Source organism: Spirillospora sp. NPDC029432, assembly GCF_040703975.1.
Taxonomy (GTDB): domain Bacteria; phylum Actinomycetota; class Actinomycetes; order Streptosporangiales; family Streptosporangiaceae; genus Spirillospora.
Genome location: NZ_JBEZWH010000127.1, coordinates 1 through 10,758, shown reverse-complemented (window position 1 = coordinate 10,758; position 10,758 = coordinate 1). Strand labels below are relative to the sequence as shown.

Annotated in this window: 11 protein-coding genes and 1 pseudogene; 5 read left to right on the top strand and 7 right to left on the bottom strand. The window is 75.9% G+C overall.

The window, feature by feature from the left end:
- Positions 1-409: pseudogene (locus tag AB0881_RS41070) on the top strand (amino acid permease); the annotation flags it as partial.
- A gap of 48 nt (positions 410-457) precedes the next feature.
- Here the strand turns inward: AB0881_RS41070 and AB0881_RS41065 are convergent.
- Positions 458-766 (bottom strand): PadR family transcriptional regulator, encoded by a 309-nt coding sequence (locus AB0881_RS41065; RefSeq protein WP_366626296.1) that lies wholly within the window; start codon positions 764-766, stop codon positions 458-460.
- Between the two features lie 179 nt (positions 767-945).
- Between AB0881_RS41065 and AB0881_RS41060 the strand changes: the two genes are divergently transcribed.
- From AB0881_RS41060 to AB0881_RS41050, 3 genes are all read left to right on the top strand, one after another.
- Entirely contained in the window at positions 946-2,385 is a 1,440-nt protein-coding gene (locus AB0881_RS41060) for a phosphotransferase family protein (protein WP_366626294.1), read from the top strand.
- A 103-nt stretch (positions 2,386-2,488) separates the two neighbouring features.
- On the top strand, positions 2,489-3,250 hold the full coding sequence (locus tag AB0881_RS41055) for an enoyl-CoA hydratase-related protein (RefSeq protein ID WP_366626292.1): 762 nt from the start codon (positions 2,489-2,491) through the stop codon (positions 3,248-3,250).
- Between the two features lie 34 nt (positions 3,251-3,284).
- The gene (locus AB0881_RS41050; RefSeq protein ID WP_366626290.1) at positions 3,285-4,088 is read left to right on the top strand and encodes an enoyl-CoA hydratase-related protein; all 804 of its coding nucleotides are present in this window, start codon (positions 3,285-3,287) and stop codon (positions 4,086-4,088) included.
- A gap of 320 nt (positions 4,089-4,408) precedes the next feature.
- Here the strand turns inward: AB0881_RS41050 and AB0881_RS41045 are convergent, their stop codons facing one another.
- Together AB0881_RS41045 and AB0881_RS41040 are read right to left on the bottom strand one after the other, a co-directional pair.
- Positions 4,409-4,942 (bottom strand): GNAT family N-acetyltransferase, encoded by a 534-nt coding sequence (locus tag AB0881_RS41045; protein ID WP_366626288.1) that lies wholly within the window; start codon positions 4,940-4,942, stop codon positions 4,409-4,411.
- Positions 4,943-4,959: 17 nt separating this feature from the next.
- Positions 4,960-5,400, bottom strand: a complete 441-nt coding sequence (locus AB0881_RS41040; protein ID WP_366626286.1) for a universal stress protein — start codon at positions 5,398-5,400, stop codon at positions 4,960-4,962.
- A gap of 305 nt (positions 5,401-5,705) precedes the next feature.
- Between AB0881_RS41040 and AB0881_RS41035 the strand changes: the two genes are divergently transcribed.
- The gene (locus tag AB0881_RS41035; protein ID WP_366626284.1) at positions 5,706-7,433 is read left to right on the top strand and encodes a GAF domain-containing protein; all 1,728 of its coding nucleotides are present in this window, start codon (positions 5,706-5,708) and stop codon (positions 7,431-7,433) included.
- A gap of 31 nt (positions 7,434-7,464) precedes the next feature.
- On the opposite strand, the gene AB0881_RS41030 is transcribed toward AB0881_RS41035, so the two are convergent.
- The 4 genes from AB0881_RS41030 to AB0881_RS41015 all read right to left on the bottom strand — a co-directional run bounded on the left by AB0881_RS41030 (position 7,465) and on the right by AB0881_RS41015 (position 10,560).
- A complete protein-coding gene (locus AB0881_RS41030) occupies positions 7,465-8,190 on the bottom strand; it encodes an alpha/beta hydrolase (RefSeq protein WP_366626281.1) in 726 nt (241 codons plus the stop codon).
- Entirely contained in the window at positions 8,187-9,149 is a 963-nt protein-coding gene (locus AB0881_RS41025; protein ID WP_366626279.1) for an alpha/beta hydrolase, read from the bottom strand. Before AB0881_RS41025 ends, AB0881_RS41030 begins: the two co-directional genes overlap by 4 nt.
- An 85-nt stretch (positions 9,150-9,234) precedes the next feature.
- Entirely contained in the window at positions 9,235-10,053 is an 819-nt protein-coding gene (locus AB0881_RS41020; RefSeq protein WP_366626277.1) for an SDR family oxidoreductase, read from the bottom strand.
- Between the two features lie 204 nt (positions 10,054-10,257).
- Positions 10,258-10,560 carry a hypothetical protein gene (locus AB0881_RS41015; protein WP_366626298.1) on the bottom strand — a complete coding sequence of 101 codons (303 nt, stop codon included), beginning with the start codon at positions 10,558-10,560 and terminating at the stop codon, positions 10,258-10,260.
- Positions 10,561-10,758: the final 198 nt, after the last annotated feature.

Here is a 10,758-nt window from a genome sequence, read left to right as displayed (position 1 = left end):
GCTGCTGGCGCTGCTCCTCGGCGTCTCGCGGACCACCCTGGCCATGGCCCGCGACCGCCACCTGCCGCGCGCCCTGGCGGCCGTCCACCCGCGGTCCGGCGTGCCGCACCGCGCCGAACTCGCGGTCGGCGCCGTGGTGGCGGTCCTGGCGGCGACGGCCGACCTGCGCGGGATGATCGGGTTCTCGTCCTTCGGGGTGCTGGTCTACTACGCCGTCGCCAACGCCTCGGCCTGGACGCTCACCCCCGCCGAAGGGCGGCCGGCACGCGCCGTCCCCGTCCTCGGCCTGGCCGGCTGCCTGGCGCTGGCGTTCGCGCTGCCGCTCCCGTCGGTGCTGTCCGGCGGCGCCGTGCTGGCCGCCGGGGCCGCCTGGTACGGGGCCCGCCGCCTGGTGGCGGCGCGCCGCTGACCCGGAGCCGGCCCCCGTGCCCGGCGCGGGCGCGGGCCGGCCGGAGGGTCACACCGTCGTGCCCTCGCCGAGGACCTCGCGCGCCAGTTCCCTGAGCGCCGCCCGGTCCTCGGCCAGCGCGGCGCGGCCCGCTTCGGTCGCCGCGTACACGCGCCGCATCCGGCCCTCGACCACCCGCTGCTCGGAGACGAGCAGCCCGTCGGCCTCCAGCCGGTGCAGCGTCGGGTACAGCGTTCCGGGGCTGATCCGGTAGCCGTGCCCGGCCAGCTCCCGCGTCATCCACGCGCCGTGGATCTCCCCCTTCGCCGCGTGGTGGAGGATGTGCAGCCGGATCGCCCCCCGCAGGAACTCCCGCATCGCGCCCCTCCGCCGGCTCGATCGGTCACCAATCCGATATCGGCCACCGATAATACCGGCGCCCCGCGTCCGTCCATTTCTCCCGGAACCTTCTCCCGGAACCGTCTGCGGATCGGCTCCCCCTTCCCGCCGGTGCGGATGGAGTGCCATGCTGACTAAACGAGCGTTCAGGAGGAATCGTGGAACCGATCGTCGTGGACGGGGGTGCGGTGACCGGGCCCGTGCCGCCGGAAGGCGCGGCCGATCCGGACGTGCTCGCCGGCCTCCTGGAGCGGCGCCTCGGCGCGGTCCTGGGGGAGCGGGCGGCGGTCTCCGGGCTGGCCCGGCTCACCGGTGGCGCCAGCCGGGAGACGTGGTCGTTCGCGGTGTCCGCCGGCGGCGCCCCGCGGCGGCTGGTGCTGCGCCGCGACCCGGTCGGCGAGGCCGGGCACGGGGCGCGGGAGGCCGCGGGCATGGCCCGCGAGGCGGCCGCGATCGCCGCCGCCGCGGCCGCCGGCGTGCCCGTGCCGCGGCTGGTCGACGCGGGTACCGACGCCGGGATCGTCGGCTCCCCGTACCTGATCACCGAGCATGTGGACGGCGAGACGATCGCGCGCCGGCTGCTGCGGGAGGAGCGGTACGCCGCGGCGCGCGAGACGATGGCCGCCGAGCTGGGCCGCACTCTGGCCCGCGTGCACGCCGTACCGCCGGACGCCGTCCCCGGCCTGGAGTCCCACGAGCCGCTGGAGACCCTCCGGGACGGCTACGACGCGCTGGGGGAGCCGCTGCCGGCCGTCGAGATCGCGCTGCGGTGGCTGGAGCGGCACCGTCCCGCCCCCGTCCCGGAGGCCCTGGTGCACGGCGACTTCCGCACCGGCAACCTGATCATCGCGCCGGACGGCCTGCGCGCGGTGCTCGACTGGGAGCAGGTGCACCGCGGCGACCCCCGCGAGGACCTGGGCTGGCTGTGCGTGAAGTGCTGGCGGTTCGGGTCGCCGCTGCCCGCCGGCGGCTTCGGCACCGTCGACCAGCTGCTGGACGGGTACGCCGAGGTCGCGGGCGAGCGTCCCGACCCGGCGGACGTGCTGTGGTGGCAGGTGTACGGCACCGCGAGGTGGGCGGTCGGATGCCGGGCCATGGCCGAGCGGCACCTGTCGGGCGAGGCCCCCTCGGTGGAGCTGGCCGCGATCGGCCGCCGGGTCTGCGAACAGGAGCACGACCTGCTCCTCGCGCTCGGCGTCCCGCCCGTGGCGGGCGGCCCCGCGCCGGCCGCCGCCGAGCCGGTGGAGGCGTCCGATCTGCACGGCTCGCCGGCCGCCGCCGACCTGGTCGGGGCGGTGGCGCACTTCCTGCGCGAGGAGGTCATGCCCGGCACCGAGGGGCGGCTGAACTTCCTGGCCCGGGTGGCGGCCAACGTCCTCGACGGCGTCGGGCGCGAGCTGGTGCTCGGGCCCGCGCAGGAGCGGCGGCACCGCGAACGCCTCGCCGCGCTCGGGTGCGACGACCAGGCCGCGCTGGCCGCGGCCGTCCGGTCCGGCGAGATCGACGCGGACGACCCGGCGCTGCTCGCCGCCGTCCGGGCCGCGGTGGACGACCGGCTCGACGTGGCCAACCCGCGCTACCGGTCACTGCCGGGATGAGGCCGGGAAGCGGGAGCGGCCCGGCCGTTGACGCGCCGCCCGTTCCGGGCTCAGGGTTGAACGTACGTTTAATCGGGAGATCCTTCGGCCGCCGAGGAGCGCCATGACGGACGTGAAGTACGCGATCGACGGGCATGTCGGCATCGTGACCCTGGACCGCCCCGAGGTGCACAACGCGCTGCGCCGCCGGACGTACGAGGAACTGACCGCGCTGGTGCGCTCCACGACCGCCCGGGTGCTGGTGGTCACCGGCGCCGGGCGGTCGTTCTGCTCCGGGGACGACGTCCGCGAGCTGATGGGCGGCGGAGAGGCCGCCCCGCCCGGGCCGGAGCCGCGGCTCACCCCGGCCGCCGGGGCGCTGCTGGAGACCGACGTCCCGGTGATCGCGGCGGTGAACGGGCCCGCCGTGGGCTGGGGCATGGAGCTGGCCCTGATGGCCGACCTGCGGGTCGCGGCGCGGCGGGCGCGGTTCGGCGAGCTGTTCGTCAAGCGCGGGCTGTGCAGCGACGTCGCCGGCATCGCCCGGCTGGCCCAGCTCGTCGGCCGCGAGCGCGCCGCCGAGCTGCTGCTGACCGGGGACGTGATCGACGCCGAGCGGGCCGAGCGGATCGGGCTGGTCGGCCGGGTGGTCGACGACGACCGGCTGCTGCCCGAGGCGCTGGAACTGGCCGGCCGGATCGCGGCCAACCCGCCGCTGGCCGTCGCCGCGCTCAAGCGCGGGCTGCGCCGCGCGCTCGACCCCGACTGGGACGACCTCGGCGCCTGGGTGAGCGCCACGCTGGGGGAGCTGTTCGCCACCGAGGACCACCGCGAGGGCGTCCGCTCGTTCCTGGAGAAGCGGGAGCCGAACTTCGCGGGCCGCTGACCCGCCGCCCGCCCGGATGCCAGAAGGAGACGGAATGGCCGAAGAGGTGCTGCTGACCAGCCAGGACGGCGGGGTGCTGACCCTGACGCTGAACCGGCCCCGCCGCAGGAACGCGATCGACGCGAACCTCTGGGCGGCGCTCGGGGACGCCCTCACCGCCGCCGGCCGCGACCGCGGCGTGCGCGCGCTGGTCATCACGGGTGCGGGCGGCGCGTTCTGCGCCGGCGCGGACCTGTCCGGCGGGGTGTCGGCCGGGCACCCGCTGGAGCGCATGCGCGACGTGAACGAGGTGGCGCTGCTGCTGCACGAGCTGCCCAAGCCGTCGATCGCCCGGGTGGACGGCGTCGCGGTCGGCGCCGGCTGGAACCTCGCGCTGGGCTGCGACCTGGTGGTCGCCACCCCGCGGTCCCGGTTCTCGCAGATCTTCGCCCGCCGCGGCCTCTCGGTCGACTTCGGCGGATCCTGGCTGCTGCCCAGGCTGGTCGGCCTGCACCAGGCCAAGCGGCTGGCGCTGCTGGCGGAGATGATCGACGCGGCCGAGGCGCACCGCCTGGGCCTGGTGACGCACCTGGCCGAGCCGGACGGCATCGCCGCGTTCACCGCCGATCTGGCCGCCCGGCTGGCGGCCGGCCCGCCGGTGGCGCTGGCGCAGACGAAGGCGCTGCTGAACGAGGGCGCGGACCGGACGATGCGGGAGGCCCTGACCGCCGAGGCCCGGGCCCAGACGATCAACTTCGCCACCGCCGACGCGCCCGCGGCGTTCGCCGCGTTCAACGAGAAGCGCGAACCGGCGTTCACCGGGGAGTGGGCCGTCCAGCGGTCACCGCGCCGGGAGTGAGGCCTGCGGCGTGCCGTGCGGCCGGGAATCCAGTGCCGGCCGGGAATCCCGAGCCGGTGGGGCATCCGTATCGGTCAGGAATCGAGAAGCGCGGGTCGCGGAGCCGTTCCTAGCCTGGTGGCCATCACGTCCTCGAAGGGAGTCCTCTCATGTGCCATCCCGCCTGGACGCGCGCGCTCACCGAGGCGCGGCGCCGGAGCGAGTCCGCGCCGCCGCCCCTCGAGGGCACCGAGCCCCGCCCGGCGGCCGTCCCGGCCGGCTCCCCGGGCCGTGCCGCCCCGCGCGTCCTGGAACGTGCGGGCCGGGGAGACGGCCGGACGTCAGGCGGGCGGCAGGTCGCCGGGGCGCAGGCGGTACTCCTGGAGACGTAGCCGGTGGTACTTGTCCGTCTCGCCGACCCACTCCATGCCGATCCGCTCGACCGTCGCCGCGGCGCGCCGGTTCCCCGGCCGGACGAGCGCGATCACCTCCTCCAGGCCCTGCGCGAACGCCCAGCGTGCCACGGCCAGCCCGGCCTCGGTGGCGTAGCCGCGGCCCCACGCCCCGGGCCGGAGCTGCCACCCCATCTCGTACGCCTCGTCGGGTGACAGCGGCAGCAGGGTCGCGCCGCCGACCACGCCGCCGGTCTCCCGGCTCTCGACCGCCCAGCGACCGCCGGGCACGATCAGCCCGGCGTCCTCGGCGATCCACTTCTCCAGTACCCGGCGCATGGCCGCCGGGTCCGCGACCCGGTCCATCGCCGGGCTGAGCCAGCGCGCGACCTCCGCGGCGCCGTAGACGCCGATCGCGCCGGCGGCGTCCTGGGCCGTCCACGGCCGCAGGACCAGGCGCTCCGAGTGCAGTTCGCGTGTCATCTCGTGTCCCCCCGATGTCATTGCGGATCGGCGTTCGCGTTCTGGTCGGCGCAGACGATGAGCTCGCACCGGGTGTGCTCCCAGACCGCGGGGACGGTGTCGCCGCCGAGGGGGTTGCCGTACTCGGAATGCGCGCGGGCGCCGATGACCACCAGTTCCCCGTGCGCGGACGCCGCGGACAGGACCTCGCCGGGACGGCCGCGGGCGATGCGGAGCCGGGTGGTGACGTGCTGGGAGAGCGGCACCGTGCGGGCGACGAGGGAGCGCAGCCGCAGCCACTCCCCGATCCTGTCCCGCGGGCGGGAGTACGCCCCGGAACCCGGGACGAGAATGCGCACGACGTCCAGCCGGGCCTGCCGGAGGCGCGCCTCGGCGGCGGCCCTGCGCAGGGCGGCGATGGAGTTCGGGGACCCGTCGACGCCGACGATCACGCATCGCCGGGCGGGCAGCACCTGCATGGGGACCTCCTTCGACGGCTCCATCCCATCCGGCCGCGCGCCCCGGCGGCAGGGCCGGAAGGCCCGAACCGGCAGGGACCTTCGCCTGTGCGCCACCTCTGGGATCACCACGCCCGGTGCGGCCACATCCGGCCGGGTTCCCGTTCCGGCTCCTCGTGGGACCGTTCCAGTCGATCGCTGGTGATGGTGGAATAGGAGGGTTCCAGGGGAATGCCCGTGCTGCCGTCGCCGGGCCGTGCGAGCTGCCAGGAGGCCGGTGCCCGCGGGCGCGGAACCGGTCCCGGCGCGTTGAGGGGGATCGGCCGATGCCGCAGAGGCACTACTCCGGCGATGAGCGGGCCAGGCTGATCCTGCCGCAGCTGCCGCTGGACGACCTCCTGGCGGAGCTGCAGTCCCGGCTGGAGGCGGTGCGCGGGACGCGGGACCGGGCGCACGCGCTCCTGGAGGCCGTGGTCTCCATCGGCGGCGAGCTGGACCTGAACACCGTGCTGCGCCGGATCACCGAGGCGGCCTCCACGCTGGCCGAGGCCCGGTACGCGGCGCTCGGAGTGGTGTCCGAGGAGGGCGAGCGGCTGGCGCACTTCGTCACCGTGGGGATGACGGACGAGGAGATCGAGGGGATCGGGCACTGGCCGCACGGCCACGGCATCCTCGGCCTGCTGATCAGGGAGCCGCGCCCGCTGCGGCTGCGCGATCTCAACGACCATCCCGACGCGCACGGCTTCCCCGCCGGCCATCCGCCGATGCGCACCTTCCTCGGGATGCCGGTCCTGGTCCGCGGCGAGGTGTTCGGCAACCTGTACCTGACCGAGAAGGCCGGCGGCGAGCCGTTCGCCGAGGAGGACGAGATCGTGGTCGCCGCGCTGGCCACGGCGGCCGGCGTGGCGATCGAGAACGCCCGGCTGTACGAGGAGACGCGGTGGCGCGAGCGGTGGCTGGAGGCGGCGGCCGAGGTGTCCACCGTGCTGCTGTCGGGCACCGACCCGGACGAGGCGATCGCCCTGGTGGTACGCCGCGTCCGCGGCGTCATCGGCGCCGGGCTGGCGGCGATCGCCCTCGCCGACGACGAGGCCGGGGAACTCGTGGTCGTCGCGGCCGACGGCGACAGCGCCGGCGCGCTGCGGGATCTGCGCGTCCCCATCGACCGGGCCGTCGGGGGCGGCGTCTACACCAGCGGGACCCCGCTGCGCATGACCGACGCCCAGGAGCGGCTGCGCGGGACCGGCGTCCGGCTGGACCTGGAGGTCGGCCCGCTGCTGTCGGTCCCGCTGGGCCAGGGCGCCTCGGCGCGCGGCGTGCTGACGGTGGCCAACCCGCCCGGCGGGACGCCGTTCAGCGATTCGGCGCAGCGGCTCATGGAGGCGTTCGCGGCGCAGGCCGCGGTCGCGCTGGAGCTGGCGGACCGGCGCCGCGACGCCGAGCGGCTGGCGCTGCTGGAGGACCGCGACCGGATCGCCAAGGACCTGCACGACACGGTGATCCAGCAGCTGTTCGCGACCGCGATGACGCTGATGAGCGCGATCAAGATGACCGAGCGCCCCGACGTCGCGGCCCGCATCCAGCGGTCGGTGGACGACCTGGACGGCACCATCCGGCAGATCCGTTCCACGATCTTCGCCCTGCAGGCCACCGCGGGCGCGGAGGAGAGCCTGCGCAGCCGCCTGCACGCGGTGGTCGACGCCGCCGCCGAGCGCCTGGGCTTCGCCCCGACCGAGCGGCTGGACGGGCCGATGGACACCCTCGTCCCGGAGGAGATCGGGGAGCATCTGCTGGCGGTGGCGCAGGAGGCGCTGTCGAACATCGCCCGGCATGCGCGCGCCACCGAGGCCGCCGTGGTCGTGGAGATCGGCGACGACCTGGTGCTGCGGGTCGAGGACGACGGGGTGGGCATCTCCGGCGGCGGCCGCCGCAGCGGGCTGCGGAACATGCGCGAGCGGGCGCGGGCCCTGGGCGGTTCGTTCACCGCGGGCCCGCGCCCGGAGGGCGGCACGGTGCTGCGCTGGTCCGTGCCGCTGGACGGCGGCGCGGAGTAGCGCGCCCGCGCCGCCGCCCGGTGGAGGGGCCTCAGTCCTTCACGTCGCCGGCGGCCTCCAGGATGGTGTCGGCCACGGCGTCCGGCCGGGAGACCGCGATCGCGTGCGAGGCGCCGGCGATCTCGCGGGTCCCGCGCGAGCCGGCGCGCTCGGCCATGAAGCGCAGCAGCTCGGCCGGGATGTTGAAGTCGCGGTCGCCGAAGACGAACCGGGACGGCGTGCCGCGCCAGGCCGGCTCCGCCACCGTGATCCCCTCGGTCAGCGCCCGCTCGGTCACCGGCCGCTGGGTGGCCGCCATCAGGGCGGCCTCGCCCGCGTCGACGTCGGCGCAGAACTGGTGGTGGAACCTCTCCCCGGTGATGCGGAGCTCGTTGCCGCCGCCGGTCAGCGGGTAGGCGGTCAGCGCGTCGCCCAGGGTGCTTCCGGGGAACTTGCCCGACAGCTGGAACGCGGTCTCGCCGGGTTCGGGCGTGAACGCGGCGACGTAGACCAGGGCGCGCACGGCGGGGAGGCCGGCCGCGGCCTCGGTGATGACCATGCCGCCGTAGGAGTGGCCGACCAGGACGACCGGTCGGCCGATGGCGGTGACCACGTCGCGCACGTAGGCGCCGTCGCCGGGCACGGTGCGCAGCGGGTTGCCCGCCGCGACGGCGTCCATCCCGCGCTCGCGCAGCCGTTCGATGACCCGGTTCCAGCTCGCGGACTCGGCGAAGGCGCCGTGGACCAGTACGGCGACGGGGCGCTCGGTGGTGCTCATGACTCGTCCTTTCCGGTGTGCAGGTGGTGCCTGAGGGCGGCGACGGCCTGGGCGACGGCGGCGGAGGCCGCACGGGTCCCCCGGACCGGGTTGAGCATCATGAAGTCGTGCAGCGTGCCGTTGTAGCGGACGCTGGTGGTGGGGACGCCGGCCTCGGTGAGGCGGCGGGCGTAGGCCTCGCCCTCGTCGCGCAGCACGTCGCACTCGTCCACGATCACCAGGGCGGGCGGCAGCCCGGCCAGGTCGTCCAGGGTGGCCCGCAGCGGCGAGGCGGTGATCTCGGCCCGCTGGGCGGGGTCGGTGGTGTAGGCGTCCCAGAACCAGGCCATGGCCTTGGCGGTCAGGTACGGGCCGTCGGCGAACTCGCGGTAGCTGGCGGTGTCCTGGGCGGCGTCGGTGACCGGGTAGTACAGCGACTGGTGCACGAAGCGGACGTCGCCGCGCCGCTTGGCCATGATGGTCAGCGCGGCGGTCATGTTCCCGCCGACCGAGTCGCCGGCGACCGCCATCCGGGCGGTGTCCAGCCCCTCGCCGGCGCCGTTCCGGGTGATCCACCGGGCGGTGGCGTAGGCCTGCTCGATCGCCACCGGGTAGCGGGCCTCGGGCGAGCGGTCGTACTCGACGAAGGCGACGGCGGCGCCCGCGCCGGCGGCCAGCTCGCGGACGAGGCGGTCGTGGGTGCCCGCGTTCCCCAGCACCCAGCCGCCGCCGTGGACGTACAGCACGACGGGGAGCGTGCCGGTCGCCCCGGCCGGCCTGACGAGCCGGACGCGCACGTCGCCGGCCTCGGCGGGCACCGTGATCCACTCCTCGTCCACCTCGGGCATGGGGACCGGCGCGGCCTGGATGTCGTCCAGGACCTTGCGGGCCCCGGCGGGGCCCAGTTCGTACAGGAACGGCGGCTTGGAGGTCGCGTCCGCGATCTCCTGCGCGGCCGGCTCCAGGATGTGGCTGGTCATGCGGTCTCACCTTCCGTCGGAGACGACGTGTCGGGTTGTCGGGTCGGGTTGTCGGGTCATCGGGTGTGGACGGTTCGGGGCGGTCTCAGTGCCGGGCATAGGAGGTGAGCCTGCGGCGCCGGACGGGCGCGAGGCGGATCGGCGCGATGCGGCCGCCCACCGCGATCCGGCCCGGCCAGTCGCCGTACCGGACCGTGCCGAGGAGCGCGCCCTCGCCGGGCAGCAGCGTCCGCTCGTCCAACTCGGCCCCGAGGTAGGGCGCGCGCGGGTCGGTCAGCACCTCGCGGTGGTCGTTCCACGCGGGCATGGCGTGCCGGAAGAACGCGTCCATCCGGAACCGCTCGGGCCCGGCGACCTCGGCGCGCCCGTTCAGCGGCCGTCCCGCCGCGATCGCGCCGAGGATCTCGGCGACGTCGTCGGCGGCGACGGGCTGGAAGTACACCGGGGCCATCCGGATCTTGCAGTCCGCCGCGGCCGCGGCGGCGATGGCGCGGGCGGACTCGAAGAACTGCGTGGCGCGCACGATCGAGTACGGGACGGGCGAGGTCTCGACCAGCCTCTCCTGGACGGCCTTCGCCCGGAAGCGGCCCCGGCCGGGCGGCCGCCCGGTCCCCACCACCGACAGCGCGACGTGGTGGCCGACGCCCGCCGCCGCCTCCGCGGCCAGCAGGTTGCGGGTGGAGGTCTCGAAGAACTCCATGACCGCGCCGTCCCCGGCGGACGGGGAGTCCGTCACGTCCACCACCACGGCCGCGCCGGCCAGGGCGGCGGCGAGCCCCTCGCCGGTCAGGGTGTCGACGCCGGTGCGCCGCGACGCCGCCACGACCTCGTGGCCCCGCGCCCCCAGCCCGCTCACCAGTTTCGACCCGATCAGCCCGGTGCCGCCGACCACCACGATCCTCATGACGTACCTTCCCGCTCGCCGGGGCGCCCGTCGCCGTCCGGTCGCCAGGTACGACAGGGCAGGCCGGTGACCTGTGACAGTCCGGGCCGCATTCGCCCGTTCCGCGGATTCCGGTGCCGCCGGGTGTCACAGAACGGCCTCCTGCCTTGTCATGAGGAATCACGGGGCCGCCGCGCGCGCCCGTGGCCGCGGGGCGGCGCGGGTTCACGGGACCCGGACGTCACCGGTGGTCACGAGGTCGCCGCGGGCGTCGTACACGGTCGCGTGCGCGGCCTCCAGCGCGGGCCGGGAGGCGATGAAGTGGTGGCGGCAGAACAGCAGGTCCGCCGGCCGCCCGTTCGCCGGATGGATGACGGCCGCGACCACGGGCCTGGCGGGGCAGCAGCAGGAGTGCCCGGCGTTCGCGAGGCCGGCCGACCACAGGATCCCGGCCGCGGACGGCTGCACGCCCGCGCCGGCCGGGTCACCGGCCGGCGGGACGGAGATGCGGAACAGTCTCGTCTTCATGCGCCCAGCGTCGCCGGGCCGCCCGCCGGCCGAGTAGGGGCGAAGGGCCCGCCGGGGAGTCCCGAAGGCCCTCCGCGTCCGCGGCGCGCCGCCCGTGCACGGCCGAACCAGGTGGCCAATCTCCTGCGCTCGCGCGGGATCGGCGCCGGGGACAAGGTCGCGCTCTCGTGCCCGAACGTCCCGTACTTCCCGATGGTG

Excerpts from the sequence above, each read along its gene's own strand:
- AB0881_RS41065 (WP_366626296.1), bottom strand. The coding sequence starts at position 766 with ATGCGGGAGTTCCTGCGGGGGGCGATCCGGCTGCACATCCTCCACCAC.
- AB0881_RS41055 (WP_366626292.1), top strand. The coding sequence starts at position 2,489 with ATGACGGACGTGAAGTACGCGATCGACGGGCATGTCGGCATCGTGACC.
- AB0881_RS41050 (WP_366626290.1), top strand. The coding sequence starts at position 3,285 with ATGGCCGAAGAGGTGCTGCTGACCAGCCAGGACGGCGGGGTGCTGACC.
- AB0881_RS41045 (WP_366626288.1), bottom strand. The coding sequence starts at position 4,942 with ATGACACGCGAACTGCACTCGGAGCGCCTGGTCCTGCGGCCGTGGACG.
- AB0881_RS41040 (WP_366626286.1), bottom strand. The coding sequence starts at position 5,400 with ATGCAGGTGCTGCCCGCCCGGCGATGCGTGATCGTCGGCGTCGACGGG.
- AB0881_RS41035 (WP_366626284.1), top strand. The coding sequence starts at position 5,706 with ATGCCGCAGAGGCACTACTCCGGCGATGAGCGGGCCAGGCTGATCCTG.
- AB0881_RS41030 (WP_366626281.1), bottom strand. The coding sequence starts at position 8,190 with ATGAGCACCACCGAGCGCCCCGTCGCCGTACTGGTCCACGGCGCCTTC.
- AB0881_RS41025 (WP_366626279.1), bottom strand. The coding sequence starts at position 9,149 with ATGACCAGCCACATCCTGGAGCCGGCCGCGCAGGAGATCGCGGACGCG.
- AB0881_RS41020 (WP_366626277.1), bottom strand. The coding sequence starts at position 10,053 with ATGAGGATCGTGGTGGTCGGCGGCACCGGGCTGATCGGGTCGAAACTG.
- AB0881_RS41015 (WP_366626298.1), bottom strand. The coding sequence starts at position 10,560 with ATGAAGACGAGACTGTTCCGCATCTCCGTCCCGCCGGCCGGTGACCCG.